General features: G+C 68.8%; 27 protein-coding genes. 12 read left to right on the forward strand and 15 right to left on the reverse strand.

Annotated features, from left to right (window positions below):
• Positions 1-45: 45 nt before the first annotated feature.
• Complete coding sequence (locus RPIT_RS09965; protein ID WP_226996251.1) at positions 46-1,380, reverse strand: DEAD/DEAH box helicase; 1,335 nt, start codon at positions 1,378-1,380, stop codon at positions 46-48.
• Positions 1,381-1,497: 117 nt separating this feature from the next.
• Here RPIT_RS09965 and RPIT_RS15785 point away from each other — a divergent pair, with 117 nt between their 5' ends.
• Together RPIT_RS15785 and RPIT_RS09970 are read left to right on the forward strand one after the other, a co-directional pair.
• Positions 1,498-2,079 (forward strand): hypothetical protein, encoded by a 582-nt coding sequence (locus RPIT_RS15785; protein ID WP_226996252.1) that lies wholly within the window; start codon positions 1,498-1,500, stop codon positions 2,077-2,079.
• Between the two features lie 276 nt (positions 2,080-2,355).
• Positions 2,356-3,492, forward strand: a complete 1,137-nt coding sequence (locus RPIT_RS09970; RefSeq protein ID WP_077342813.1) for a glycosyltransferase family 4 protein — start codon at positions 2,356-2,358, stop codon at positions 3,490-3,492.
• 7 nt (positions 3,493-3,499) lie between these two features.
• On the opposite strand, the gene RPIT_RS09975 is transcribed toward RPIT_RS09970, so the two are convergent.
• Positions 3,500-3,997 carry a copper chaperone PCu(A)C gene (locus tag RPIT_RS09975; RefSeq protein WP_226996253.1) on the reverse strand — a complete coding sequence of 166 codons (498 nt, stop codon included), beginning with the start codon at positions 3,995-3,997 and terminating at the stop codon, positions 3,500-3,502.
• Positions 3,998-4,077: 80 nt separating this feature from the next.
• Here RPIT_RS09975 and RPIT_RS09980 point away from each other — a divergent pair, with 80 nt between their 5' ends.
• Positions 4,078-5,292, forward strand: coding sequence for a Dyp-type peroxidase (locus tag RPIT_RS09980; protein ID WP_077342815.1), 1,215 nt, complete (start codon positions 4,078-4,080; stop codon positions 5,290-5,292).
• On the opposite strand, the gene RPIT_RS09985 is transcribed toward RPIT_RS09980, so the two are convergent.
• The 3 genes from RPIT_RS09985 to glmS form a co-directional block, all read right to left on the reverse strand.
• Positions 5,262-6,659 carry an NAD(P)H-hydrate epimerase gene (locus RPIT_RS09985; protein ID WP_077342817.1) on the reverse strand — a complete coding sequence of 466 codons (1,398 nt, stop codon included), beginning with the start codon at positions 6,657-6,659 and terminating at the stop codon, positions 5,262-5,264. The two genes, RPIT_RS09980 and RPIT_RS09985, sit on opposite strands and share 31 nt — an antisense overlap.
• The gene (locus RPIT_RS09990) at positions 6,656-7,006 is read right to left on the reverse strand and encodes a holo-ACP synthase (protein ID WP_077342819.1); all 351 of its coding nucleotides are present in this window, start codon (positions 7,004-7,006) and stop codon (positions 6,656-6,658) included. Before RPIT_RS09990 ends, RPIT_RS09985 begins: the two co-directional genes overlap by 4 nt.
• Positions 7,007-7,072: 66 nt before the next feature.
• A complete protein-coding gene (glmS, locus tag RPIT_RS09995; RefSeq protein ID WP_077342821.1) occupies positions 7,073-8,905 on the reverse strand; it encodes a glutamine--fructose-6-phosphate transaminase (isomerizing) in 1,833 nt (610 codons plus the stop codon).
• 129 nt (positions 8,906-9,034) lie between these two features.
• Here glmS and coaA point away from each other — a divergent pair, with 129 nt between their 5' ends.
• From coaA to RPIT_RS10010, 3 genes are read left to right on the forward strand one after another with little or no spacing between them, the layout of a single operon-like run.
• The gene (gene coaA / locus RPIT_RS10000; RefSeq protein ID WP_226996404.1) at positions 9,035-10,000 is read left to right on the forward strand and encodes a type I pantothenate kinase; all 966 of its coding nucleotides are present in this window, start codon (positions 9,035-9,037) and stop codon (positions 9,998-10,000) included.
• A gap of 1 nt (position 10,001) precedes the next feature.
• Positions 10,002-10,862 carry a carbohydrate kinase family protein gene (locus tag RPIT_RS10005; RefSeq protein WP_077342825.1) on the forward strand — a complete coding sequence of 287 codons (861 nt, stop codon included), beginning with the start codon at positions 10,002-10,004 and terminating at the stop codon, positions 10,860-10,862.
• Positions 10,863-10,904: 42 nt separating this feature from the next.
• The gene (locus RPIT_RS10010) at positions 10,905-12,344 is read left to right on the forward strand and encodes an aminopeptidase P family protein (RefSeq protein ID WP_077342827.1); all 1,440 of its coding nucleotides are present in this window, start codon (positions 10,905-10,907) and stop codon (positions 12,342-12,344) included.
• Positions 12,345-12,371: 27 nt separating this feature from the next.
• Here the strand turns inward: RPIT_RS10010 and RPIT_RS10015 are convergent, their stop codons facing one another.
• Genes RPIT_RS10015 through RPIT_RS10025 form a run of 3 tightly spaced genes read right to left on the reverse strand, consistent with a single transcriptional unit; the run spans position 12,372 to position 14,383 of the window.
• The gene (locus tag RPIT_RS10015) at positions 12,372-13,193 is read right to left on the reverse strand and encodes an alpha/beta fold hydrolase (RefSeq protein WP_077342829.1); all 822 of its coding nucleotides are present in this window, start codon (positions 13,191-13,193) and stop codon (positions 12,372-12,374) included.
• A gap of 39 nt (positions 13,194-13,232) precedes the next feature.
• Positions 13,233-13,886 (reverse strand): methyltransferase domain-containing protein, encoded by a 654-nt coding sequence (locus tag RPIT_RS10020; protein WP_077342831.1) that lies wholly within the window; start codon positions 13,884-13,886, stop codon positions 13,233-13,235.
• On the reverse strand, positions 13,883-14,383 hold the full coding sequence (locus RPIT_RS10025; protein ID WP_077342833.1) for a YflT domain-containing protein: 501 nt from the start codon (positions 14,381-14,383) through the stop codon (positions 13,883-13,885). Before RPIT_RS10025 ends, RPIT_RS10020 begins: the two co-directional genes overlap by 4 nt.
• 84 nt (positions 14,384-14,467) lie before the next feature.
• Here RPIT_RS10025 and RPIT_RS10030 point away from each other — a divergent pair, with 84 nt between their 5' ends.
• From RPIT_RS10030 to RPIT_RS10045, 4 genes are all read left to right on the forward strand, one after another.
• Positions 14,468-15,742, forward strand: coding sequence for a magnesium transporter MgtE N-terminal domain-containing protein (locus tag RPIT_RS10030; RefSeq protein WP_077342835.1), 1,275 nt, complete (start codon positions 14,468-14,470; stop codon positions 15,740-15,742).
• Positions 15,729-16,235 (forward strand): DUF1003 domain-containing protein, encoded by a 507-nt coding sequence (locus RPIT_RS10035; protein ID WP_077342837.1) that lies wholly within the window; start codon positions 15,729-15,731, stop codon positions 16,233-16,235. Before RPIT_RS10030 ends, RPIT_RS10035 begins: the two co-directional genes overlap by 14 nt.
• Entirely contained in the window at positions 16,232-16,618 is a 387-nt protein-coding gene (locus RPIT_RS10040; RefSeq protein WP_077342839.1) for a hypothetical protein, read from the forward strand. Before RPIT_RS10035 ends, RPIT_RS10040 begins: the two co-directional genes overlap by 4 nt.
• Positions 16,619-16,680: 62 nt before the next feature.
• Positions 16,681-17,832: an Mrp/NBP35 family ATP-binding protein gene (locus RPIT_RS10045; protein ID WP_226996254.1), complete on the forward strand. Its 1,152-nt coding sequence runs from the start codon at positions 16,681-16,683 to the stop codon at positions 17,830-17,832.
• Between the two features lie 44 nt (positions 17,833-17,876).
• Here the strand turns inward: RPIT_RS10045 and RPIT_RS10050 are convergent, their stop codons facing one another.
• From RPIT_RS10050 to dapA, 4 genes are all read right to left on the reverse strand, one after another.
• Entirely contained in the window at positions 17,877-18,323 is a 447-nt protein-coding gene (locus RPIT_RS10050; RefSeq protein WP_077342841.1) for a sec-independent translocase, read from the reverse strand.
• A gap of 28 nt (positions 18,324-18,351) precedes the next feature.
• Entirely contained in the window at positions 18,352-19,779 is a 1,428-nt protein-coding gene (locus RPIT_RS10055; protein ID WP_162274534.1) for a zf-HC2 domain-containing protein, read from the reverse strand.
• A gap of 2 nt (positions 19,780-19,781) precedes the next feature.
• Entirely contained in the window at positions 19,782-20,360 is a 579-nt protein-coding gene (gene sigE / locus RPIT_RS10060; protein WP_077342846.1) for an RNA polymerase sigma factor SigE, read from the reverse strand.
• A 125-nt stretch (positions 20,361-20,485) separates the two neighbouring features.
• Complete coding sequence (gene dapA / locus RPIT_RS10065) at positions 20,486-21,388, reverse strand: 4-hydroxy-tetrahydrodipicolinate synthase (RefSeq protein WP_077342848.1); 903 nt, start codon at positions 21,386-21,388, stop codon at positions 20,486-20,488.
• A 91-nt stretch (positions 21,389-21,479) separates the two neighbouring features.
• On the opposite strand from dapA, the gene RPIT_RS10070 reads away from it, so the two are divergent.
• Positions 21,480-22,133, forward strand: coding sequence for an O-methyltransferase (locus RPIT_RS10070; RefSeq protein ID WP_077342850.1), 654 nt, complete (start codon positions 21,480-21,482; stop codon positions 22,131-22,133).
• 270 nt (positions 22,134-22,403) lie between these two features.
• On the opposite strand, the gene glgC is transcribed toward RPIT_RS10070, so the two are convergent.
• Entirely contained in the window at positions 22,404-23,630 is a 1,227-nt protein-coding gene (gene glgC / locus RPIT_RS10075) for a glucose-1-phosphate adenylyltransferase (RefSeq protein WP_077342852.1), read from the reverse strand.
• 135 nt (positions 23,631-23,765) lie between these two features.
• Here glgC and glgA point away from each other — a divergent pair, with 135 nt between their 5' ends.
• A complete protein-coding gene (gene glgA / locus RPIT_RS10080; RefSeq protein ID WP_077344297.1) occupies positions 23,766-24,947 on the forward strand; it encodes a glycogen synthase in 1,182 nt (393 codons plus the stop codon).
• Between the two features lie 61 nt (positions 24,948-25,008).
• On the opposite strand, the gene RPIT_RS10085 is transcribed toward glgA, so the two are convergent.
• A complete protein-coding gene (locus RPIT_RS10085; protein ID WP_077342854.1) occupies positions 25,009-25,176 on the reverse strand; it encodes a DUF3117 domain-containing protein in 168 nt (55 codons plus the stop codon).
• Between the two features lie 42 nt (positions 25,177-25,218).
• On the reverse strand, positions 25,219-25,680 hold the full coding sequence (locus RPIT_RS10090) for a hypothetical protein (protein ID WP_077342856.1): 462 nt from the start codon (positions 25,678-25,680) through the stop codon (positions 25,219-25,221).
• Between the last annotated feature and the right edge of the window lie 9 nt (positions 25,681-25,689).

The following is a 25,689-nucleotide window of genomic DNA, read 5'->3' on the forward strand; positions in this document are numbered from 1 at the left end:
TCGGTTGGCGACGGACGGGCCGGCCAACTCGGAGGGCACCTGGCCTCAGTAGCGGCGGTCCCTGCGGTCGCGACCGCCACCGCGGAAGGGACGCTTGCCACGGTTGCCGTCGGGACGACGACGTGCCTGCTGCTTGGGCGCGATGAGCGCGAGGTAGTCCGACTCCGCGATTTCGACACCGGAGGTGGGGCGGGCACCGGTGGCCTCACGCAGCTCTTCGCTTCCCGGCTCGACCTCGAGGGCGTGGGTCTTGACCCCCGCCTGGCCGAGCAGCCGCTGGGTCATCTTCCGCTGGTGCGGCAGCACGACCGTGGCAACAACACCCTCGTGTCCGGCGCGCGCGGTGCGGCCGGCACGGTGGAGGTAGTCCTTGGAGTCGCGCGGCGGGTCCACCTGCAGCACGAGGGTGACATCGTCGACGTGAATGCCGCGGGCAGCCACATCGGTGGCCACCAGCACCGGCACGGTCCCCTCACGGAACGCCGCGAGGATCCGGGCGCGCGCCCCCTGGGTGAGGCCACCATGAAGTGAGCCAGCCATGACGCCGGCCTCGCGGAGTTGCCCGGCGATGCGGTCGGTGCCCATCTGAGTCCGGGCGAAGAGCACGGTGCGGCCGTCGCGGTTGGCGATCTCGGCCGTCACCTGGTTCTTGTGGTGCGGGCGCACGAGGAGCGGTCGGTGATGCATGGTCGTGACCGACGCTTGGCTCGAGTCGACCTCGTGGGTGACGGCGTCGTTGAGGTACACGCGCACAAGGGAGTCGACCGCTCCGTCCAGAGTGGCGGAGAACAGCAGGCGCTGACCTCCCTCGGGGGTGGCGTCCAACAGGGTCCGCACGTCCTTGGTGAAGCCCAGGTCGGCCATGTGGTCGGCCTCGTCGAGCACCGTCACTTGCACCTGGCTGAGGTCGGCGGCGCCCTGCTCCATGAGGTCGATCATGCGGCCCGGGGTGGCGACGACGATGTCGACGCCGCGCTCGAAGGCCTTGAGTTGGGGCCCGTAGGACATGCCGCCGGCGATGAGCGTGAGGTGCAGGCCGAGCGCAGACGCGAGCGGGGACAGCACGTCGGCGATCTGAAGCGCCAGCTCGCGCGTCGGGGTGAGAATCATTGCGCGGGGGCTGCCCACGGGGCTGCCCTCGGCGAGGCGCGTGAGGAGCGGCAGTCCGAAGGCGAGGGTCTTGCCCGACCCGGTGCGCCCACGGCCGAGCACGTCGCGGCCCTTGATGGCGTCGCCGATCGTGGCCGCCTGGATCGGGAACGGTTCGGTGATCCCCTGCGTGGCCAGGACCCGCACGAGCGGCTCGGCGACGCCGAGCTCCAGGAAGCCCGAGGCGATGTCGCCCTCGGCTCCCTCAACGGTGGTGGCCGACCAGCTCATCTGGTCACTGCCGTCCTCGTCCCACGCGCTCGAACGCTCTTCGCGGTCCGGACGGCGATCGTCGCGGTCGAAGCGCGGCCGACGGTCGTCCCGGTCGAAGGGGCGACGACGTTCCTCGTGACCACGCGGTTCGCTCGGCCAGCGCGAATCGAAGCGCGGCTGCATGGAGCCGCGGCGGCTGTCGTCGCGTCGCTCTCCGTACTGGCTGGAGTGTCGCGGCCGCTCGTCGCGGGAGAAGCGATCGTCCCTGCGGGGACGGTCATCGCGGGAGAAACGGTCGTCGCGAGCCGGGCGATCATCGCGGGAGAAACGGTCGTCGCGGCGCGGACGATCATCGCGGGAGAAACGGTCGTCGCGGCGCGGACGATCATCACGGGAGAAACGGTCGTCGCGGCGCGGACGATCATCACGGGAGAAACGGTCGTCGCGGCGCGGACGATCATCACGGGAGAAACGATCATCGCGACGCGGACGATCATCACGGTCCTGGGAGTAGGTCTTGCGGCGATCTTCGCCGGCACCGGCAGCCGAGCGCGTGTCGTCACGACGCTCGGGGGCGGGGCGGTCGCCGAATTCGAGAGCGCGGCGCTGCTTGCGGTTGAGGGCGCCGCCGGTGGGAGCGGCACCGCCGCGTCGCTGGGGGGCGCGGCCCTTGGCGGCTCGCTGCTCGGGGGTCCAACGCTGCTTGGGGCGTGGTGAAGTCATGAAAGAGGTGTCCTCTGCGGGGTCTAGTAGGCCCGGGATTACGGGCCGGTGGGCCCCAGATTCGGGGCACTCGAACGCCCGCTCATGTCACATTACGGCTATGGCCGCCTTACCGGGCCCGTTAAGTCTACGCTGTGGGGCCGGAATTACCGAACCGGGCGCGGGTCGCCGTGCCGATTACGCCCCCGACAAGCCCGTTTGTTCCTGTCCGTTCACGTGCCGTTCCCCTTGAGACACCGATCCCGTCACCTCGTCGCGTAGAATGCACCTGTGCGAGTAGCCATCATTGCGGAGTCATTCCTCCCCCAGATCAACGGTGTGACCAACTCCGTGCTCCGTATCCTGGAGCACCTCGCCGCCCGTGGACACGAGGCCCTCGTCATCGCCCCCTCCGACGGGGGGCGCACGCCCGAGAGCTATGCGGGGTTCCCAGTCGAGGCCGTCCCGTCCATCGGTCTGCCCGGGTATGGAGCGGTCCGGGTCGCCACCACGACGGGTTTCCACGTGAGCAGGCTCCTTGCCCAGTTCGCCCCCGACGTCGTGCACCTCGCGGCGCCCTTCTCGCTCGGATACAAGGCGGCCTCCGTGGCAACCCGCCTGAACCTGCCGATCGTGGCGATCTACCAGACCGAGGTCCCCACCTACGCCACCCGCTACGGGTTCCCGCAGCTCGAGCCGGTCCTGTGGCACCAGGTGCGCCAGGTGCATTCGCTCGCGTCGCTGAACTTCGCGCCCTCAACCTTCGCCAGAGACCAACTCGTCGCGCAAGGCATCCCCCGCGTCGGGGTGTGGGGCCGCGGCGTCGACTCGGTGCGTTTCCACCCCGCCAAACGCAGCCAGGACCTTCGCCGTCAGCTCGCCCCGAACGGGGAACGGCTGATCGGCTTCATGGGGCGGCTTGCCACCGAGAAGAGGGTCGAAGACCTCGCCGCTGTCGCGGACGTGCCTGGCACGCGGCTCGTCATCATCGGAGACGGGCCTCTGCGCGGGCACCTCGAGGCCTCAATGCCCTCCGCTGCCTTCCTCGGCCAGCTGACAGGCGAGGATCTTGCTGTCGCGCTGGCGAGCCTCGACCTCTTCGTCCACCCCGGCGAGCTGGAAACGTTCTGTCAGGCGATCCAGGAGGCCAAGGCGTCGGGACTCCCGGTCATCGCTCCCCGCCGCGGTGGACCCATCGACCTCATCGACCAGTCGCGCACCGGATGGCTCTATGAGCCGGGGAACCTCGATGAGCTCCGCTCGCACACCGCGGATCTCATCGGCGACGACGCGAAGCGCCGGGCCTTCGGTGACGCGGCCCGCGACTCGATCCTGGACCGCACGTGGGCGCGGCTCTGCGACGAGTTGGTCGGGCACTACGAGAAGGCGATCAGGATGGCCGTGCGCGGACCCGAGGTCGCGGCGTAGTCCAGCCTCAGCCGTCAGCCTCGTGGGTGTGGTACGTGTCCTGCTCTTCGGTGAACTGCTTGACCGGCGCGACGATCTCGATGCTCTGGCCATCGTCAAGGGTGAGGGTGCACTCCACCTCCTCGCTGCCGGCCGGCAGCTCGCGGGTGAGACCCATCAACATGATGTGCGGGCCGCCGGGAGCGAGATGCTCGTGCTTACCCGCCGGGATGGGCAAGCCCCCCTCGGCCTCCTTCATGACCATCTCGCCGTCGACCTTCTCCATGACGTGGAGCTCGACCTTCTGGGCGACGTCGCCGCAGTCTGCCTTGACCAGCACGCGGTCCTCCTCGGACGGGTTGGTGAGGCTGACGAAGACGGCGGTCATCTCGGGACGCTCGGCACCGTCGGTGGTTCGCACCCAGGGATCGGCGGCCAGGACCTGGGGTGCTGCGGGCTCTGCGGCGGCGGAGCAGCCGACCACTGCGGCGAGAAACAGGGCGGCGGGGGCAAACTTCCACTTCACACGTGCAGCATAGCGCTTGATACCCAGGGGGGTACCCCACCAGGGTCTGCCCGGCGGCCAGCGGCGACTAGACTGACCCCATGACCCCTCCCGACGTGAGCCGCAGAAGCGTGTTCGGATACGCGGGCGCCGCTGGCATCGCGGGCGCCGCCGGGATCGTCGCAGGTCGCGCTTCCGCGAGCCCCGCCTCCGGCGAACAGCTGGACAGCCCCCGCTCGGGGGTCGTCGGCCAGTCGTACTCCCCCTACGGAGAGCACCAGGCTGGGATCTTCACCGGCAAGCCGGCCGCCGGGGAGCTCGTCGCGCTCGACCTCCTGGCCGGGACCGACAAGGCCGCGCTCGGGCGGCTCATGCGCGTCTGGAGCCCGACGATCGCCGCCCTGGCTGAAGGGCGCCCCGTCCCCGGGGACACCACCCCCGACCTGGCCCAACCAGGCGTGTCGATGACAGTGCTGGTCGGGCTGGGGCCACGGATCTTCGACCTCGAGGGGCTCAGCGCACGCCGCCCGGCGGGTTTCCAGGAGATCCCCCCGATGGATCATGACCAGCTGCAATCGCGCTGGTCGGGGGGCGACCTACTGGTCTGGGTGTCGGCGGACGACGCCACGAGCGTCTCCTATGCGGTGCGTCGCCTCGTCGCGGACGCCGCCCCGTTCGCGAAACGGCGCTGGTCCCAGCCGGGCAACTGGCGGCCGGTCGATGCCAGCGGCGCGGCGATCACCGGGCGCAACCACTTCGGGCAGGTCGACGGCTCGCACAACCCGACCGGCGACGAGTTGCTGACCGCCGTGATCTCCGGCGACGACTGGTTGGCCGGCGGCACCCAGCTGGTGATCCGCCGCATCGAGATGCACATGGACACCTGGGACGAGTTGACCCGGGACCGGCAGGAGGCCTCCATCGGAAGGGACCTCGCCAGCGGCGCTCCTTTGACCGGCGGTGGGGAACTCGACGACGTCGACCTTGACGCTGTCGTGGACGGCGCGCCTGCGATCCCCCTCGACGCCCATGTGAGGGTCTCCCATCCCGCTGAGAACTCGGGCCGGCAGATGCTGCGACGAGCGCTCAACTACACCCATGAGGAGTGGGTGGACGGGGCGCCTGTGACCACGGCGGGGCTGATCTTCACTGCCTTCCAGGCGAGCATCGCGGACCAGTTCATCCCGGTACAACGCAAGCTCGACGTCGGCGACGCCCTCAACGAGTGGACGACCGCCATCGGGTCAGCGGTCTTCGTCATCCCTCCGGGTTTCTCGGCGGATTCCTACCTCGCCAAGGGACTGCTCGACAGCTGAGCGATCATGGCCGGCAGCCTGGCGGCAAGTTCGTCGGGCGTGTAGGGCCCGGGGTTGGCGGCTGCTGTCATCGCCTGGATGCTCGCCCCCAGGACCCCGGCGCGCCACGCCGGCAGGCCTGCGGCCAGCAACGCCCCGCAGATGCCGGCGAGCACATCCCCCGATCCCGCCTGCGCCGTCCAGGGCGGCCCGGCCACCGCGATCGTGACCCGGCCGGAGGGTTCGGCGACGTACTGGGTCGCCCCCTTGAGCAGCACGGTCGCCCCCGTGTGTCTCGCCGCCTCGCGCACGCAGCTGAGGGGATGCGCCTCGACGTGGGCCCGGGTACAGCCGAGGAGACGCGCCAACTCTCCCGCGTGGGGGGTGAGCAGCCAGCCGTCCAGGCGCCCCCCGGGCAGCCAGTGCAGCGCGTCAGCGTCGACCACCGCCGGGAGCGAGTGCATCCGGGCGAGCGCCACGCGGCCCTCGCCGCCGTCGGAATCCCCCCAGCCCGAGCCGAGGACGATGGCCTGCGCGCGCCCCTCGCCGACGACCACGCTCGGGAACCGTGACAGGATCAGCCCCGACGCTGCGCGGCCGGTATAGCGGACCATCCCTGCCCCGGCGTGGAGCGCGCCCGAGCAGCTGAGAACCGCCGCCCCCTGGTACTGCTCGGATCCGGTATCGACCAGGACCACGCCGCGCGAGTACTTGTCGGACGAGGCGTCGGGGCGCGGCCACCAGCGTGCGACGTCGGCGGCTTCGGCCACGCGCAGCTGCGTATCGGGCACTGTGACCCCGATGTCGACGATGTGCACACGCCCGCAGCGGGAGGCGGCCGGCTGCTGCACGTGGCACGGCTTGACGGAGCCGAACGTCACGGTGTGCTCGGCCGAGAAACTCGGGTGCAGCGCCCCCGAGTCGGCGTCGAGGCCGCTGGGGAGGTCGACGCTGAGGACCGGCACGGTGGCGGCGTCGCAGGCGTCGACGAGCGTCTGCAGCGCAAGAGGCAGCCCCGGCCTCGAGCCGAGACCGGTGACGGCGTCGATGACGAGCGAACAGTCGGCGAGTGCCGCCACCGCTCCGACGGCGTCGACCTCCCGGCACCCCGCCGCGCGGGCTGCGGCGACCGCTGCGGCGTGCGCGTCCCGGAAGGCCCTCCAGAACAGCACGGGGCGACGCTCGGCGAGGAGTGCGGCCGCGAAGAGACCATCCCCGCCGTTGTTGCCGGCCCCCGCCACGACGAGCACCGCGCCGTCGGGGGCGACGTCGTCGGCGATCCGCGCGATGGCTGCCGCGGCCTTACCCATGAGGTCGGCCTCAGGGTCCCTCGCGAAGACCGCCTGCTCAGCGGCCCGCATCTCTGCGGAGGAGACGACCGTTCTCATCGTTCACACACCACCATCGTCGTCGCGAAGCCACCGTCGTGGCTGATGGACAGATGGATGGTCTCTATGCCCAGCTCTTCGATCCGGGCCGCCACGGAACCGGAGGTGACGAACCTCGGCTCGCCGTCGTCGGTCTTGATGACCTCGCAGTCGAGCCACCGCATCCCGCCCGGTGAGCCGAGCGCCTTCGCCAGGGCCTCTTTGGCTGCGAACCGCGCCGCCTGGGACTCGATGGAGAGCGCTCGTTCCCCTTCGGTCAGGAGCCGCTCCGCGAGCCCCGGTCTCCGTTCGAGCATCGTCTTGAAGCGCTCGATCACGCAGAGGTCGGTTCCGATTCCCACGATCATGGCCCCACCCTAATGGCACTCGCCCGGCGCCCGGTTCGCTCCCGGATGAGGCTCAGGGACGCGGCGTCACTCGACGGTCACGCTCTTGGCCAGGTTGCGGGGCTGGTCGACGTCGTGGCCCTTGACGGTCGCGAGCTCGCAGGCGAACAACTGCAGCGGGATGATCGACACCAGCGGCTGGAGGAGGGTGGACACCTTGGGCAGCTCGATGTAGACCTCCGACGCAGCACGCGCCTCGGCGTCGTCGGCCTCGCCGAGGACGATGGTCTTCGCGCCGCGGGCACGGACCTCGGAGATGTTGGAGATGACCTTGTCGCGCAGCTGATCGCGCCCGCGCGGTGGGACCACCACGAACACGGGCAGCCCGTCGTTGATCAACGCGATCGGCCCGTGCTTCAGCTCTCCCGCAGCAAAGCCTTCGGCGTGGATGTAGGCGAGCTCCTTCAGCTTCAACGCCCCCTCGAGGGCGACGGGGTAGCCCACGTGGCGACCGAGGAACAGCACCGACGGCGAGTCGACGAACTCGCGCGCGAGGTCAAGGACCTGCTGCTGCTGGTCGAGCATGTGCTGGATCGCTGCGGGCATGCGCTCCAGTTCGCGCAGCAGGGCGTCGATCTCGTCGCCGTACTTCATGCCGCGCACCTGGGCCAGGTACAGGCCGAGCAGGTAGCAGGCGATGAGCTGTGTCGTGAAGCCCTTGGTGGAGGCGACGCCGATCTCCGGCCCGGCGTGCGTGTAGATCACCGCGTCCGACTCGCGCGGGATCGTGGCACCGTTGGTGTTGCAGATGGCGATCACCTTGGCGTGCTGCTCGCGCGCGTGCCGGATGGCCATGAGCGTGTCGGCGGTTTCACCGGATTGGGAGATCGTCACCACCAGCGTCATGGGATCGATGATCGGGTCGCGGTAGCGGAACTCGGAGGCCAGCTCCACCTCGCACGGGATGCGGGTCCAGTGCTCGATGGCGTACTTGGCCACCAGCCCGGAGTAGAAGGAGGTGCCAGAGGCGATGATGACGATCTTGTTGATCCGGCGGAGCGTCTCGGGGCTGATCCGCAGTTCGTCCAGCACGAGTTCGCACCGCTCGTTGAGGCGCCCGAGCAGAGTGTCGGCCACGGCCTTGGGCTGCTCGAAGATCTCCTTGCGCATGAACCAGTCGTAGCCCTGCTTCTGGGCGGCCGCGAGGTCCCAGTCGACGTGGAACTCGTTGGTCTGCGCAGGCTGGCCGTCGAACGTGGTGATGCTCACCCCGGCCGGCGTGAGCTCCACGATCTGGTCCTGCCCCAGCTCGATCGCTTCTCTGGTGAACTCGATGAACGCGGCCACGTCGGAGGCGACGAAGTACTCGCCCTCCCCCACTCCCACGACCAGAGGAGAGTTGCGCCGGGCGGCGACGATGCGCTGCGGGTCGGCTGCGTCGATCGCCACCAGAGTGAACGCTCCCTCGAGGACAGCGACGACGGCACGCATGGCGTCGACGAGCCCCTTGCCGCCCTCGACCTCGCGCCGCAGCAGGTGCGCGGCGACCTCGGAATCCGTGTCCGAGCCGTACTCCTCGACGCCCAGGTCGGCGCGCAGCTGATCGTGGTTCTCGATGATGCCGTTGTGCACGATCGCGATCCGCCCCGCGACATGCGGATGGGAGTTGCGGTCAGTCGGGGCGCCGTGCGTGGCCCACCGCGTGTGACCGATCGCGACGCCCCCAGAGGGCATGGGCCGCTCGTCGATCTCGGAGGCCAGGTTACCGATCTTGCCCGCCCGCTTGCGCCACTCGATCTTCCCCTCGCTAGGCACTGCAATGCCCGCCGAGTCGTACCCGCGGTACTCCAGCCTGCGTAGCCCGCTCAGTACGACGTCGAGTCCGTCACGATGTCCGAGGTATCCAACAATTCCACACACGGCGAAAACCGTACATGATGGCTGCGCGTTTCTTGACATCCCATGCCGTGGGGGTCTCTCCCCTCTGGGTTGCGGGTCCGTCGACCGACGCCTCGGGAACTGGGGCGACGATGCCCCCGGCCCGCTAGGCTGGCCCGCGTCCACGACCACGAAGGAGTGCCGGTGCCCGGACCCTACGTCACGCTCGACCGTCGCGCCTGGGCGGACCTCGCAGACGCCACCGAGATCGACCTCGACGAGGAGACGCTCGCGCGCCTGCGCGGCATCGGCGACCCGACGTCGGTGCGCGACATCGCGGAGGTCTACCGTCCGCTGACCCAGCTGCTCCACCTCCACATGGCCAACACCGGCAGGCTGTTCGCGCAGAGCAACGACTTCCTCGGCCTCAACGAGCGACGAACCCCGTTCGTCATCGCCGTCGCGGGGTCGGTCGCAGTGGGCAAGTCGACGGTCTCCCGACTCCTGCAGGAGCTGTTGCGTCGTGCGCCGGGCAGCCCGCGCGTCGACCTCGTCACCACCGACGGCTTCCTCTACCCGAACTCCGAACTGGAGCAGCGGGGGCTCCTCGAGAACAAAGGCTTCCCCGAGTCCTACAACCGCCGCGCTCTGTTGGAGTTCGTCATGGCCGTGAAGTCCGGTGAGCCGCGCGTCACGGCGCCGGTCTACAGCCACATGATCTACGACATCGCCGAGGGCGAGCACGTGGTCGTCGAGAGCCCCGACATCCTCATCCTCGAGGGCCTCAACGTCCTGCAGCCCGCGCGGACGGTCGCGGATGGAGGTACCGGGCTCGCGGTCAGCGACTTCTTCGACTTCTCGGTGTTCGTCGACGCCGACGAGGATCACATCAAGGCGTGGTTCATGGAACGGTTCATGGAGCTTCGCCGCACGGCGTTCACCGACGAGCGCAGCTTCTTCAAGCGGTTCACCGAACTGTCCGATGAGGAGGCGGTGGCCGTCGGCGAGCAGGTCTGGGAAGAGACGAACGGGCCCAACCTCCGCGAGAACATTGCCCCGACCCGTGGCCGCGCGACGGCGATCCTGCTCAAGGACCACACCCACGCCATCGACTCCATCATGATCCGCAAGGTCTAGCGTGACGCTGGACGTGGTGGTGGTCGGCAACGCCGGGGTGGACACGAACGTCTACCTGGCGGGAGCGGACGTTGACTGGTCTCGTGAGTCGAACTTCACCGAGAACCGCGACTACGTCGGCCAGGCGGGTGGCTACGCCGCCCGCGGCTATGCCCAGCTGGGCTACCGGACCGGCTTCATCGGCTCGCTGGGCGACGACCCGGCAGGCGGCATGGTCCGGGCGGCCTTCGCCCGCGATGGGATCGACCAGCGTGGGGTCTTCAACGATCCTTCGGGCACTGCGCGCAGCGTCAACATCATGGGCAGTGACGGGTCGCGGAAGAACTTCTACGACGGCCGGGGCCACCTCGACCTCGATCCGCCGCGCGCCACGGAGATTCTGGCCGGCGTTCAGCTCGTGCACATGAACCTCGCCAATTGGGCGCGACACCTGATCCCCGGCGCGCATGCCGCGGGGGCCACCGTGGCCTGCGATCTCCAGGACGTCGCTGACCTCGACGATCCGTACCGCCGCGCCTTCGTTGACGGCGCGCATTATCTGTTCGCCTCCGCCGCCAATTCGAAGGGTGAGGAACTCGCGCGCGCCTTGATGCGCCGTCGGCCGGACGCCACCGTCGTCATCGGCTTGGGCGCACGCGGGTGCGCGGTAGCCGATGCGGACGGCTACGAGGAGTTCCCGGCCCCGCCGTCCGACCTCCCGCTGGTCGACACGAACGGCGCCGGCGACTCCCTGGCGGTCGGCTTCCTCAGCGCCCGGGTGCTCGACGGCCTGCCCGTGGTGGCCGCCGTCGCCCGCGGCCAGGCGGCCGCCCGCTGGTGCTGCGCCCAGCGGGCCAGCACCGACCACCTCTACCGCGGCTGAGCGAAGTGTGAGCAGCCGCGCGCGCCGCGTAAAGTGGCCGGCATGACTGAGTCTCCTGATGCCTCCTCGAACCGCCGCGACCCCTACTCCGAGGCATTCAAGAAGTTCATCGTCGCCGACTGGGCACCCTACTCCGACGATCTGCCGGAGCGGCTCCCCGCCGCCGACCACACTCCGGCCCGCCGCGAGAAGCTCGCCGCCGAGTTTCCGGGCAAGACGCTGGTGATCCCCGCGGGCCCCCTGAAGGTGCGCTCCAACGACACCGACTACCGGTTCCGGCCGCACACAGCCTTCGCCTACTACACCGGGCTGGGCGAGGACCGCGAGCCCGACGCAGTGCTGGTGATCAGGGATGAGCAGTCGACGCTGTTCTTCCGCCCGCGCGCCCCCCGCACCGATCGGGAGTTCTACGCCGACCCCCGCTACGGCGAGGTCTGGGTGGGCCAGCGCGATTCGCTGGAGGAACTGCAGTCGGCAGTCGGCTTCGAGTGTCGCGCGATCTCCGAGCTGCCGTCGGTGCTGAGCGAAGCCGGCCAGAGCCTGCTGGTGATAAGGGAGGCCGACCCGTCGGTGACGGCCATCGTCGACGAGGCCCGGGGGGACCAGACCACCGCGCTGGACGGGGACCTGGAGCGATGTGTCTCCGAGGCGCGGTTCATCAAGGACGACTTCGAGGTCGCCGAGATGCGCCGCGCGTGCGACGCCACCCGCACCGGGTTCGAGGCCGTGGCGCGGGAACTCCCCAACGCCGTTGCCAACGGCCGGGGCGAGCGGTGGGTTGAGGGCATCTTCGGTCTGCACGCCCGCCACCTGGGCAACGCCGTCGGGTACGACACCATCTCGGCGGGCGGCGATCACGCCAACACGCTGCACTGGATCCGCAACGACGGCGATCTGCGCGACGGTGATCTGCTTCTCCTCGACGCCGGCGTGGAGGTGAACTCGCTGTACACGGCCGACATCACCCGCACCATGCCCGTGGGCGGCACGTTCAGCGAGCCGCAGAGGCGCGTGTACGACGCCGTGTTGGCCGCGCAGACCGCAGGGATCGAAGCGTGCCGGGACGGCAACCTCTTCGCCGACGTGCACCGCGCCGCGATCACGGTGCTGGCGCACTTCTTCGAGGAGCTCGGCATCCTGCCGTGCACGGCCGAGGAGTCGCTCGCGGAGGAGGGTGGCTTCCACCGGCGGTGGATGGTGCACGGCACCTCCCATCACCTCGGGCTCGACGTGCACGATTGCGCGCGCGCGAAGATGGAGAACTACCGCCTCGGCACGCTGCACTCGGGCATGATCATCACCGTCGAACCGGGCATCTACTTCAAGTCCACGGATCTGCTGGTGCCCGAAGAGTATCGCGGCATCGGCATCCGCATCGAGGACGACATCCTCATCACCGACGGCGACCCGGTCAACCTCTCGGAGGCCCTGCCGCGGGAGGCGGAGGCGGTCGAGGCCTGGCTCGCGGACCTGCAGAAGTAGCGCCGGGCTGGGCCCAGCGTGCTGAGCTCAGTCCTCCGACTCGCTGACCACGCGCGACTCCCGGCGACGGTGCAGCAGGGGCCGGATGATCGTGGCGACCTCGGTCGGGTGCGACACCGGCACCTGGTGGGCCGCACCGTCGATGATGTGCAGACCTCCGCGCAGGACGGTCTCGGCGACGTATTCGACGTTCTCAAGTGGCGTGGAGGAGTCCCGTTCGCCGGCAATGGCGATCACCGGGATGCGGATGAGGGAGAGCTCTTCGCGCATGTCATGCTCAGCGAGTGCCCGGCACAGCTGCGCGTAGGAGTGGTCGTCGGCGACGGAGAGCCCCTCCATGATCGCGTCCACGACGGCGGGACGCTGAGCGCGGAACGTCGGGGTGAACCACCGCTTGACGGTCTCGTCGACCAGGACCTGGGTGCCCTTCTCCTCGACCATGTCGGCTCGCTCGCGCCACCGGTCGGGCTCCCCCACCTTCGCGGCGGACGCCACCATGACGACGCCTGCGAACTTCTCCGGGTAATCGCGCGCCACGTGCAGCGCGACGGCACCGGAGATCGACAGGCCTGCGAACCAGATGGGCACGTCGCCCTCCTCGGCGCGGATCTTGTCGGCGACCTGGGCGATTCCGGCGGCCAGTTCGTCGAGCGACGGCTCGACCTCGTCGTCCCACACCGGCGCCAGCCCCGTCCCGGGGAGGTCGACAAAGATCACCCTCGCCTCGTGGATGAGCTGCGCGGCGACCGGCGTCCACTGATGGGTGGCGTTGCCCCCAAGGCTGGGCCCGACGATCAGTACGCGCTCGGCGGGCGTCTCGGGGTTGTAGACGGTCCAGTTGAGTTCCACGGCGGCCTCCTCAGCTCACGACGAGTTACGCCAGAAAACCTACCCGACCCGGTGGCCGGTCGAGGCGACGGGGTCAACCTCGGGGCCCGTCCGCAGGCCCAGCGCCTGCACGACCGAGCTCAGCCCCTGGTGCCCCATTCCCTCGAAGATGCGGCGTTCGACCAGCCGAACGTCGAGGTGCCAGCCCTGCCAGTCGGCCAGGACGTCCTCGCGCGTGGTCAGCAGTTCGGGCTGCTTGGGGCCGCCCGTGCCGAGCGCGAGCTGCGCGGGGGTGTAGTTCTCCAGGATCAGGGCGGCGCCGGGGGCGCTCTGCCTCGTCACGGCCTGCGCCACCCGTTGGCGTAGCTCAGGGCGCAGGTGGACGAAGATCACGACGACAGCGTCCCAGGGACGGGGCGGATCCGGGTCGTCGACCCACTGAGCCAGATCGACCTGCCGGGTCTCGATGGAGACGCCGCGCTCGGCGGCCAGCGCCTCGGCTTTGGCGAGCGCCACGCCCGAGAAGTCCAGGCTGACGACGCTGTGGCCGCGCTCCGCGAGCCACACGCCGTTGCGCCCCTCCCCATCGCCTAGACACAGCACCCGAGAGCCGGGGCGCAGCAGGCGGGCCTGCGCCTTGAGGAAGTCGTTGGGCCGGTAGCCGAACAGGTAGTTGGGATGGGAGTAGCGGGAGTCCCAGAGCTCGGCCGTCACTCGAACTGAGCTGCCCGGGCGCCCGGACGCCTGGCCAACAGGTCGCGCGCCTCTTGCGCCACGCGGTGCTCGGCGAGGATCTCGTAGCTCGTCGCGACGGTTTGGCGAGCCGAGTTGAAGTCGCGCTTGCCGCCGCTGAGCGAGTAGGCCAGCGCGCGGAACAAGACGCCGAACACGATGCCCATGGCCAGTCCCACCCAGAGCATCGCCCAGTTGCCGTTGCCGACGAACAGCACGAGCATCAGGCCGACCAGCAGACCGGTGGAGATGCCGGAGACTGCTCCCTCCCCGAGCACACTGCCCCAGGTACGTCGACCCGTGACTCGTTCGAGCAGCCTCAGGTTGGTTCCCACGATGAGGATGTTCTCCACGGCGAACTTCTCATCGGCGAGGTAGTCAACCGCGGCCTGGGCCTCCTCGTACGTCGGATACTCGGCCACGTGCTGCGGGTAGTTCAGCTGCAGGATCTTGTTCGGAATCACTGGTGGTTGGGTCACGCCAGCGATCCTACCCGTCCGATCTGAGCGTGCTGCCTGCCGCGCCCCCACTCTCCAGCCTGCTTGTCCACTACATTTGGCCCCATGGTCGCCAAGGATTCGCAGGTCTTCATCTCGCGCGTCATCGGTTTGCCCATCGTTGACGCGGCCGGGGATCAGGTGGGCCGGGTCAAAGACGTCGTGTGCTACCTGCGCACCGACGGCAAGGCTCCAAGGGTGAAGGGCCTCGTCGTCGAGCTCTTCGCCCGTGCCCGCATCTTCATGCCGATCATCCGGGTGCGCGACATCACCCCTAATCAGGTGGCGATCCTCGGACAGGTCGACACCCGGAAGTTCCAGCGCCGTGAATCGGAGATCCTCGTCGCAGCCGATCTCTTCGACCGCAGCATCGAGCGCACGAACCGCACCAAGATCCTCGACGTGTCCATGCACCAGGTGCGCAACCGCGAATGGGAGTTGCTCTCCGTGGCCCTGCGCACCACCACCGGCGTGGGCCGGTTCGGACTGGGCGGCCGCACCCCGCCCAAGGTGGTCGGCTGGCGTGAGATCCCCGAGCTGATCCTCAAGACGGGCCGCACCGCTGCCCACCTCGTCGCCGAGTTCTCCGACATGAAGGCCGCCGACGTGGCGCGGGAACTGCACGACCTCGAGCCCGAGTCCCTGGCCGCCGTCGTCGACGCGCTCGACGACGAGACGCTCGCCGAGGCCATCGAGGAACTCCCCGAGGATGAGCAGATCGAGCTGATCTCCCAGATGGACACTGCCCGCGCGGCAGACATCCTGAGCGAGATGGATCCCGACGACGCCGCCGACCTCATCAAGGATCTTCCGCAGGACGTGGCCGAGGACCTGCTGCAGCGGATGGAACCGGAGGACGCCTCCGACGTGCGCCGGCTCCTCGTGTACGAAGAGTTCACCGCCGGCGGCATGATGACGCCGGAGCCGATCATCCTGGACACAGGGGCGACGGTCGCCGAGGCGCTTGCCCACGCCCGGGAGGAGTCGTTGACGCCCGCCCTGGCCTCCATGGTCTTCGTCACCCGACCCCCGTTGGAGACACCGTCGGGCCGTTACGTGGGCGCGGTGCATTTTCAGCGTCTGCTGCGCGAACCCCCGACGACGCTCGTGGTCAACATGCTCGACGACAACCTCGAGCCGCTGCATCCCCAGGCGCCGCTGGCTCAGGTGAGCAGGTTCCTCGCCACGTACAACATGGTGGTTGCGCCCGTCGTCAACGACGACGGCGCCCTGGTGGGGGCGGTCACCGTCGATGACGTACTCGACCACATGCTGCCGGACGACTGGCGCGGCGACCAGATGGACCGCCCGGCCACGGAGGTGAACCATGGCGCGCTATGAGCGGGAGACCCTCTCAGAACCCGGACGGCGCCGCCCGCTGCTGCCCAAGGTCCAGCTCGACTCTGAAGCGTTCGGCGCGTTCGCCGAGGCAGCTGCGCGATTCATGGGGACCGGCAAGTTCATCGTCTACATGACTGTGTTCGTTGTCGTGTGGATCACGCTCAACGTCGTGGGGCTGTTGGGTCTCAAGTGGGACCCCTATCCCTTCATCCTGCTCAACCTGTTCTTCTCCACCCAGGCCTCGTACGCAGCCCCGTTGATCCTGCTCGCCCAGAACCGGCAGGAGGTTCGCGACAAGATGAGCCTCGACGATGATCGTCGCATCGCCGCTCAGGCACGTGCCGACATGGATTTCCTGGCCCGAGAGATCGCCGCCATCCGGATGAACCTCGGCGAACTGGCCACCCGAGACTTCGTCAGGGGCGAGCTCCGCACTGAGCTTCGTGAGTTGGCGGAACGCCTGGAGCGCACTGGCGAGGACGTGACCACGTGACCGAACCCCGCCCCGAGGACGTCGCAGAACTGCCTCCGGCACCCGAGACGAGGGTGCGGTGGTTCGGCGTCGTGCTCCTCGCGGGGCATCTTGCGCTGCTGGTCATCGGCGCCGTAGCCCTCTGGCGCATCAGCGGCGGCGGCTGGCTGGGCGCCGCCGTGGCGGGGGCGTTCGCGGTGATCTACGCGTTCGTGTGGCGGTACCTGCTGGCACCCGGCTCACGCACCCGGCTCGGGTTTCGCGAGCGGCTGACGACGTCGCTCATCCTGGGGCCGGTCGCGGTGGTCCTGGGTGCGTTGACCGATATCTGGCTGCCCGCCCTCATGGCCACCAGTATCGTCATCTTGTCGGACTCGCTGAACGAAAGCAGCCGCCGACGGTGATCCGCGTCGGGGAAGCACGGCGGGAACTTGCGTGAATCGGGTTTGGCACGTAGTAAAGAGACGTGACTGAACACCCGCTGCTCCCCCACGTCCGCGCCGCTCTCCATCAGGTGGAGGACCCCGAGATCCGACGCCCCATCACCGAACTCGGGATGGTCGACGAGATCCGTGCCGACGACGATGGGAACGTCTTCGTCCGAGTGCTCCTGACGGTTGCCGGGTGCCCGATGCGATCCGAAATCACCGGACGCGTGACCTCCGCCGTCACCGCCGTCGACGGGGTCAGCTCAGTGGATGTGGAGCTCGGTGTGATGAACGACGAGCAGCGCGAGGCCATGCGCACGATGCTCAGAGGTGGACAGCAGCAACGCGCCATCCCCTTCGCACAGCCCGGCAATCTCACCCGCGTTCTGGCGGTGGCCTCCGGCAAGGGTGGCGTCGGCAAGTCGTCCGTCACCGTCAACCTCGCGCTCGCCCTGGCCAAGCAGGGGCGCGCCGTCGGCATCCTCGACGCCGACATCTACGGCCACTCGATCCCCGACCTGCTCGGCCTCGGCGATGCGCGGCCCACCGTCGTCGACGACATGATCATGCCGGTGCCCGCGATGGGGGGCCTGCGCGTCATCTCGATCGGCATGCTCAAGCCCTCCCGGGACCAGGTGGTCGCCTGGCGTGGCCCCATCCTGGACCGCGCCCTGACCCAGCTCCTCGCCGACGTGTACTGGGGCGATCTCGACTACCTGCTGCTGGACCTGCCCCCCGGCACCGGCGACGTCGCGATGTCGCTGGGTCAGAAGATCCCCTCCTCCGAGGTGCTCGTCGTCACCACCCCGCAGACCGCCGCCTCCGAGGTGGCCGAGCGCGCCGGGACGATGGCCCACATCCTGGAGCAGCGAGTCCTGGGAGTGGTCGAAAACATGAGTTGGATGGAGACCACCTGCCCCCACTGTGAGCAGAGCCACCGCCTGGAGCTGTTCGGCAGCGGTGGTGGCGCGCTGGTGGCAGAGGCGCTCACCGAGCGCTTCGTCTACGAGGTTCCGCTGCTGGCGCAGATCCCCTTCGACGAGTCGCTGCTGTCGGGCGGCGATCGCGGCACCCCGATCGTCGAGTCCCACCCCGACCACCCGTCGGCCCAGGCCATCACGGGGCTCGCCGAGCAGGTGGCGTCGCGCAAGAAGGGCCTCCTGGGGACGCGACTGCCCCTGGCCACCTGATCGTCGACTCGACGCCGCCAGCGCCCTCCCCCGCGGAGAGACCGTCAGGTTGCCTCGGGGTCGTAGGGCGAGTGCGACGGCGCCGCCAGTGCCAGCTCCTCCTCAGCCGCCGGCGAGGGCAGTTCATCCTGCTTGAGCGCCGTCTTGGCGTCGGTCATGGAGGACTTGGTGGCGCCCTCCACCTCCTTGGAGGCGAGCTTCAGCGACTCCGCGGCTTCCCTGAGCTCACGCTGCGTCTCCTCGATCGTCGCGATCTCCTCGCGCATGTGCTTGGCGACGAAGGCCTTCGGGTGCAGGTCCTTCAGCTCAAGGTCCGCGTACTCGGGGCCAAGTTCCTCGCGCAGGGTGCCCTTCGCGTTGTTGGCGATACCGCGCAGGTACACGAAGATCCGCGCCAGCTTCCGGGAATACTCCGGGAGCCTCTCGGGACCGAACAATACGACGGCCAGAACGAGGATGAGGACAAGATCTGCCGCGTCAATGCCGAACACAGGGGTAAGGGTACCTGTCCGCCGGAGGTCAGCTCACGCCGACCAGTCGACCGAGACCGGCGACGGTCCGATCGAGCAGTGATTCGGCGTGGGGCTCTTCTGCGGGGAGCGCTTCGGCCACCTCCGCCAGGAGGTCTGTCGTCCCCGTCGATGTCACCGACACCACAGCCGGCCCGCTCTGCCAGGCCATGACCGTCGGCATGCCCGGCTCGCGGTGGGTCCGGGAGGTCTCCCCGCCCACGAGGACGCCGTCGGTCCAGCCGACGACCGCGGTCTCGAAGCCGTCCGAGTAGACCAGTGTCATGGAGCTGCCATCGCGCTGCTCCGAGGATGCGTAGGCCACCAGGGGCAGCCCTGCCACGGATTGCGGGCAGTGCTCCAGGCCGACGCACCAGCCGTCCTGTTCACTGGCCGAGGCCGGCTGCAGGGAGATGAGCTGGGTCAGCGAGGTGTCTGTGTCGAACGTGGGCTCGTCGAAGGACAGTTCGGTGTACCCGAAGGCCAGGCTGACCTCGCCTGTGCCGTCGTAGCGTTCAGACCACAGCACCAGGTCGGTCTCCAGATCCAACCACCAGGACGCCACGAGACCGTGCTTGTCGGTGGCCGTGAGGCGGATCGCCTCCCGACCAGCGACGCGCTCCGACCAGAAGCTCTCGGTGAAACTCCAGCGTTTGCTGGCCTCGACCTTTCCAGGCGTCGCCTCGGGCAGGAAGCTCGAGCTGAACCGGTCCCCGCGGGCGTCGAGCACTTCCAGCTCGGCCCCGTAGCCCTCAAGCTTGGTCGTCCGTACCTCTGCGCTGCGGTAGAGGCCGGAGCCGTCACTGATCCAGACGCGCTGCACGCCCGTGAGGGAGAGGTCCGCGTCGGCGGCGCGGCGCAGCCAGTCGGCGGCCCGGGTTTCCGAGATGACAACGTCGATGGAGCCGCCGGTCAGCGGCTCGTAACTGATCGGTGCGCCGAGATCGGCACCGCGCTCGTGGGCGAGCAGGACCGCGCCCAGCGCCTCGTTGACGCTCACCGCTGCGGTGGCGCGGGAGAACTGCTCGCGCGCGGCCCGCACTGGATCGTCCAGACGACGAGGGTCGGGCGCTATCAACACGGCCAGCACCATGACGGACATCGCGGCCACGAGAAGCGCAGCACCTCCCTGCGTGACCAGGCGCTGACGTCGACGACGCGTCGACGGGAGTTCCCCCCTGCCGGGGGCCATGTACAGCGGTGCCTCGGCGTGTTCGCCGGCGATCGATTCCAGCTTCGAGGTGAGCGACGACGGAGCCGACGATCGGGCGCAGGCACTCAGCGTGCTGCACACGCTGGAGATGCTGGCCACCTCGTCGCGGCAGGTCTCACAGTCGGCGATGTGGTGGCTGACCTGCTCGCAGCGGCGATGCGGCAGCGTCCCGTCGACGTACGCCGACAGGTCCGCGTGAAAGCGATCACATCGCCCGGAACCCACGTCTAGGACACTCCCAGGTATCTGCTGCGGCCTTCGGTGGGTGCCCGGTGCGCCAGCGAGTCGCGCAGCGCGGCGCGTCCACGCGCGATGCGGCTGCGCACCGTGCCGAGTTTGACGTCCAGCACCTCCGCGATCTCCTCGTAGCTGAGCCCTTCGATGTCGCACAGCACGACGGCCACCCGCTGTTCAGGGTTGAGCGCCTTCAATGCGGCCGCCACGTCCGCGTCGAGTTCGGCGTCGTTGTGCAACTCCGCAGGGCCGGTGGAGGAGCCCCACACGTGGTCCGGCGCCGTGCTCAGAGCATCCATGCGGATGCGCTGCCGTCGCCGGGCCTGATCGAGGAAGAGGTTGGTGGTGATGCGATGCAGCCAGCCTTCAAGGGTGCCGGGCTGGAAGGTGTGAATCGACTTGAAGACGCGGACGAACACGTCCTGGGTAAGGTCCTCCGCGTCGTGCTGGTTGCCGGTCAGGCGGTAGGCCAGCCGGTAGACCTGCGTCGAGTGGTCCCGAACGAGTTCCTGCCACGTGGGCGCGGTCCATGAGGAGTCGGTGACCTTCTTGGCCCCACGTCCTCGGAACATCGTTCGCCTCTCCATGCAGAAAATTATCTCAGATCAACCTGTGAACAGCCTGTGACTGTTCCCAGGCGAGCCGGGCTCTCCCTGGTTCAACGCACGACGCGCCGAGATTGTTCCAGTGGCCGGGCTCAGGAGCCGAATCCCAAATCCTCGAGCAGAGACACATACGAGGCGACGGCGTCGGCAGGGGCCTTGCCCATCGGCGGACGACACGCCCCGACGTCGAACCCGCGGGCCTCGAGGGTCGCCTTGACCATCATGCAGCCCTGCGTCGCGAACACCCCCTGGAACGCCGGCAGCGCGTGCTGGTTCGCCAGGATGGCTTCTTCGACCCGCCCCGCGAGGTAGTGATCGATGATCTCGCGTGCGGCGGAGGCGGTGAAGTGCGTGGAGGTCCCGACGACGCCAACGCCTCCGACTGACAGGAGCGGCAGCAGGAACGCGTCGTCTCCGGCGTAGTAGGCGAGGTTGGTCCGGGACAAGACGGCGGACGACGAGACGATGTTGGCCTTGGCGTCCTTGACCGCACGGATACGCGGGTGCGCGTCGAGCCGGATGAGCATGTCCTCCGGGATGGGGATGCCGGCGCGGTGCGGAATGTCGTAGAGCATCACCGGCAGCTCAGTGGCGTCCGCCACGGCCACGAAGTGGTCCTCGAGCGCGTCGGCTGGGGGGCGCGAGTAGTAGGGCGTGACGACCAGGAGACCGTCCACACCCACCTCGGCCGCCTGCCGCGCCAGTTCGATCGAGTGGCGCGTCGAGAAGGTGCCCACCCCTGCCACGATGCTCGCCCTGTCACCGACCGCCGTCACCACGGCGTCGAGTACCCGGCGCTTCTCCTCGTCGGTGGTGGTCGGAGACTCGCCGGTGGTGCCGTTGACCACCAACCCGTCGTGCCCCAGGTCGTCGACCAGATGGGACGCCAACCGCGCCACCTGGGCGTAGTCCACCTCCGCTCCGTCAGAGGTGAACGGGGTGACCATGGCGGTGAGGAGCCGCCCGAACACCGGGGTCATGTCGGATTCAGCCATGCCGACATCTTAGGGCTCAGCGACAGGCCGCATTGCGCCGAAACCGCCCGCGGGAGACAAATTGGTGCGCACCGCGACTAGGCTTGGGCGCGTGAACAAGCGAGCTACGCACCTTGAGCCCCCGAACGCCGCCAGCTGGGCCTTCGCCGAGGACTACGTCGAGCCGTCCGCCGAGGTCGCGCAGGCCCGGGACGACGCCACCCTGGGGGGCCTCACCCCCGTAACCACCGGAGTTGCTGCCACGCTGAAGGTGCTGACTCGCGCGATCGGCGCCAAGGCCGTCGTCGAGGTCGGCACCGTCATGGGCGGGTCGGGGCTGAGCTTCCTCGAGGGCATGGGGCCCGACGGGATCCTCACGTCGATCGACGCCGAGGCGGACAACCAGATCCCCGCCCGGCAGATCTTCAACCGGGCCGGCGTTCCGTCCTCCCGCTTCCGGCTCATCGCCGGCTCTCCGATCGAGATCATGCCGAAGCTCCGCGACGGGGCCTACGACATCGTCTTCATCAACGGAGACAAGCTTGAATACGTGGAGTACGTGGCCGGCTCGCTTCGGCTGCTGCGCCACGGGGGCCTACTGATCGTCAACGACGCCCTCTGGCACAACAAGGTGGCCGACCCGAACGACGAGACCGACGAGTCGATCATCATCCGTGAAGCCCTCGACGCCGTCACGACGAGCGAGTCCTACACCCAGGCCCTGTTGCCCGCCGGCAACGGTCTCCTGCTGGCCGTCAAGGACTGACTCCCCCGGACTCCGAGCGCCCACCGCCAACCGCCAGGACGAAACGCCAACGCTGAGAGCCGAACGCCAACGGTCCGAGGCGAACGCCACCCTTCCTGGCGAAACGCCAACGCTGAGAGCCGAACGCCAACGGGCATTCGTTGTCGCCGACGAGAATCATCGACGCCCCCGACGTATCGGGGGCGTCGATGATTCTCGTCGGCGTTCGGGCTTGTCTGTTGGCGTTTCCGTCTGCCCGTTGGCGATGTGCGACCGCCAGCTCAGCCCGGATCAGTCGCGCGGGACGACGACGTCCTTACCCACGACCACGATGCCCGTGTCGGACACGGCGAAGCCGCGGGCCCTGTCGTGCTCGTGATCGACACCGATCTGAACGCCGTCCGGGACCACGACGTGCTTGTCGAGGATCGCCCGGCGCACCACGGCGTCGCGGCCGATGCGAACCGAGTCCATGAGGACCGAATCGGAGACCTGGGCCCACTTGTCGACGTGGACGTTGGGGCTCAGCACCGTGCGGTCCACCTCACCACCGGAGATGATGCAGCCGGCAGACACGATCGAGTCCTCAGCCCGGCCCCGGATGACGAACTTGGCGCCGGGTAGCTGCACCTGATCCGTCCAGATCGGCCACTCGCTGTTGTACAGGTTGAACTCGGGCTCGATGCTGACCAGGTCCATGTGCGCCTCGTGGAAGGCGTCGATGGTGCCCACGTCGCGCCAGTAGTTGACGTCCTTCTCCGTGGCGCCGGGCACCTGGTTGTCCCTGAAGTCGTAGACCTGGGCCTCCCCCTGGCCGGTGAACCACGGGATGATGTCGCCGCCCATGTCGTGGCGGGCGGTCGGGTTCTCGGCGTCCGCTCGCAGGGCATCCACCAGCGCGTGGCGGCTGAACACGTAGTTACCCATGGACGCGAAGGACTCGTCCGGCGAGTCTGGGAGCCCGGGCGGGTCGGACGGCTTCTCGAGGAAACTCTTGATCTTACGATCGGGCGCGGCGTCGATGATGCCGAACTCGGTGGCGTCCCGGCGCGGCACGCGGATGCCGGCGACCGTGGCCCCGAGGCCGGAGTCCACGTGGGCGTCGATCATCTGCTCGACGTCCATCCGGTAGATGTTGTCCGCCCCGAAGACGACGACGTAGTCGGGGTTCGCGTCGCGGATGAGGTTGAGGGACTGGTGGATCGCGTCGGCGCTGCCCTGGTACCAGCGGGGGCCAAGGCGCTGCTGAGCCGGCACCGGTGCCACGTAGTTGCCCAGCATGGTGGAGAAGCGCCACGTCTTGGCGATGTGACGGTCCAGCGAGTGCGACTTGTACTGGGTGAGCACCGCAATCTGCCGGAGGTTCGAGTTGGCGAGGTTCGACAACACGAAGTCGATGAGGCGATAGGTGCCGCCGAACGGCACCGCAGGCTTCGCGCGGTCGGCGGTGAGCGGCATCAGCCGCTTGCCCTCGCCACCCGCAAGGACGATGGATAGTACTTTCGGACGAGCGACCATGGACAAAACCTATTGCCTTTGGAGAGCGCCGACCGCCGAATCCACCAAATCCCACGAACAGCACCCGTGTGGCCCTCGGATGTTCACCACGCCGGGTCAGGGAGCACGCCCGTGTGCCACGATTCGGGTATGACCATGAAGCTCTCCCTGCTGACCCGCGAGTACCCGCCGTCGATCTACGGCGGCGCCGGCGTCCACGTGGCGCAACTCGTGCCACAACTCCGCAAGCTGATCGACGTCGAGGTGCACTGCATGGGCGAACCCCGCGAGGGCGCCACCGCCCACGCCGAGGACTTCCCCGCCGGCGCCAACGCGGCGCTCCGCGTGCTGGGGGCCGACCTGTCCATGGCTGCGGCGGTCGGGGACGTCGACGTGGTGCACTCCCACACCTGGTACGCCAACATGGCAGGGCACCTCGCGGGGCTCCTCAGGGACATCCCGCACGTGGTCACCTCACACTCCCTCGAGCCGCACCGCCCATGGAAGGCCGAGCAACTCGGCGGTGGCTACCGGGTCTCGAGTTGGGCGGAGAAGACCGCGTACGAAGCCGCCGACGCCGTCATCTCCGTGAGCGCCGGCATGCGGCGCGATGTCCTGGAGAGCTACCCCGACCTCGACCCCGACAAGGTCCACGTCGTCAAGAACGGCATCGACACCGACGAGTTCCGCCCCGACCACGGGACCGACGTCGTGACCGGGCTGGGCATGGACCCGGACCGGCCATCCGTCGCGTTCGTGGGGCGGATCACGCGGCAGAAGGGTCTGGTCCACCTGGTTCGCGCGGCGCAGCAGTTCGACCCGGACACGCAGGTGGTCCTGCTCGCCGGCGCTCCGGACACCCCGGAGATCGCGGCGGAGTTCGAGACGGCATTCGCAGAGCTGAAGGCGCAGCGGTCCGCGCCGGTCATCTGGGTGGCCGACATGCTGCCCCGCGCCGCCGTTCGCCAGGTGCTCACCCACGCGACGGTGTTCGCGTGCCCCTCCATTTACGAGCCCCTCGGCATCGTCAATCTGGAGGCGATGGCCTGCGAGACCCCGGTGGTGGCAACTGCTGTCGGCGGCATCCCCGAGGTGGTCAAGGACGGCATGACCGGACTGCTCGTGCCCTACGACCCGGAGCGGGCCGGGGACAGGGAGTTCATCGACGCCTTCGAGGCTGAATTCGCCAACAAGACAAACCTCCTCACGCGTGACCAGCACATGGCACAGCAGTTCGGTAAGGCCGGGCGCCAGCGCTGCATCGACGAGTTCTCCTGGGCCAAGATCGCCCAGGAGACCGTCGACGTCTACCAGGCTGCGATCAACGCCCGGGGCTGACCGGACAACGCACAGGGCCGCCCGATCGGGCGGCCCTGAGTTGTCTACGGTCGTGGCTGGGTCAGCCGACGACGCCCTTGAGTGCGTTGAGGAGATCGGTGGCCTCGGTGGCGTTCATCTCGACGACGAGCCGCCCTCCCCCATCGACCGGGACGCGCATCACGATGCCCCGGCCCTCCTTCGTGACCTCCATGGGCCCGTCACCAGTGCGGGGCTTCATCGCTGCCATTGCAACCCTCATTCTCTTTGCTCGAACTGTGGTCCGTCCCCATTATTCCGTATCGGTCCAACCATCGTCAGGTCGACGCGACGTTTCGGGCACTTCACCCTCGTCAGGTGGGGTGTCCGCACCGTGCGTGGCCGGCAGCGCCGGCGGCTCGTCGTCGGTCGCGGCCGTCGGGCGCTCGTAGCGCTCCCGTTCGATGAGGTTGTCGACGGTCGCCATCTCGTAGCCGCCCCTGACCACCGAGAACGTCGCTTCGGACGGCGGCGGAGCCGTACCGGCGGCCACGTCCCGGAGGTAGTCGTCAACCTCGTGACGTGCGTAGCCACTGCTCGAGGTCGGCAACTGGAGGCGCTCCAACAGCGACTCGTCGACGGGGCCGTCCGGGACCCTCCCCCGGAACTGGTCCAGCACCGGGTCCTGCGGCATGCCCCCGAAGCGCCCGAGCCCAGCGAACGCTGCAGCGGCGAGGACCCCGATGGCGACGATCCCGCAGGCGACCCAGATCAAGGCTCGGTC

The organism is Tessaracoccus flavus, from assembly GCF_001997295.1.
In the GTDB taxonomy this organism is placed as follows: domain Bacteria; phylum Actinomycetota; class Actinomycetes; order Propionibacteriales; family Propionibacteriaceae; genus Arachnia; species Arachnia flava.

Coding starts and splice junctions, on each gene's coding strand:
- RPIT_RS10035 (WP_077342837.1), top strand. CDS start 15,729: ATGGCGCGCTATGAGCGGGAGACCCTCTCAGAACCCGGACGGCGCCGC.
- sigE (WP_077342846.1), bottom strand. CDS start 20,360: ATGTTCCGAGGACGTGGGGCCAAGAAGGTCACCGACTCCTCATGGACC.
- RPIT_RS09965 (WP_226996251.1), bottom strand. CDS start 1,380: ATGAGCTGGTCGGCCACCACCGTTGAGGGAGCCGAGGGCGACATCGCC.
- RPIT_RS10010 (WP_077342827.1), top strand. CDS start 10,905: ATGACTGAGTCTCCTGATGCCTCCTCGAACCGCCGCGACCCCTACTCC.
- RPIT_RS09990 (WP_077342819.1), bottom strand. CDS start 7,006: ATGATCGTGGGAATCGGAACCGACCTCTGCGTGATCGAGCGCTTCAAG.
- glgC (WP_077342852.1), bottom strand. CDS start 23,630: ATGGTCGCTCGTCCGAAAGTACTATCCATCGTCCTTGCGGGTGGCGAG.
- RPIT_RS10030 (WP_077342835.1), top strand. CDS start 14,468: ATGGTCGCCAAGGATTCGCAGGTCTTCATCTCGCGCGTCATCGGTTTG.
- dapA (WP_077342848.1), bottom strand. CDS start 21,388: ATGGCTGAATCCGACATGACCCCGGTGTTCGGGCGGCTCCTCACCGCC.
- RPIT_RS09980 (WP_077342815.1), top strand. CDS start 4,078: ATGACCCCTCCCGACGTGAGCCGCAGAAGCGTGTTCGGATACGCGGGC.
- RPIT_RS10085 (WP_077342854.1), bottom strand. CDS start 25,176: ATGGCAGCGATGAAGCCCCGCACTGGTGACGGGCCCATGGAGGTCACG.
- glgA (WP_077344297.1), top strand. CDS start 23,766: ATGAAGCTCTCCCTGCTGACCCGCGAGTACCCGCCGTCGATCTACGGC.
- RPIT_RS09985 (WP_077342817.1), bottom strand. CDS start 6,659: ATGAGAACGGTCGTCTCCTCCGCAGAGATGCGGGCCGCTGAGCAGGCG.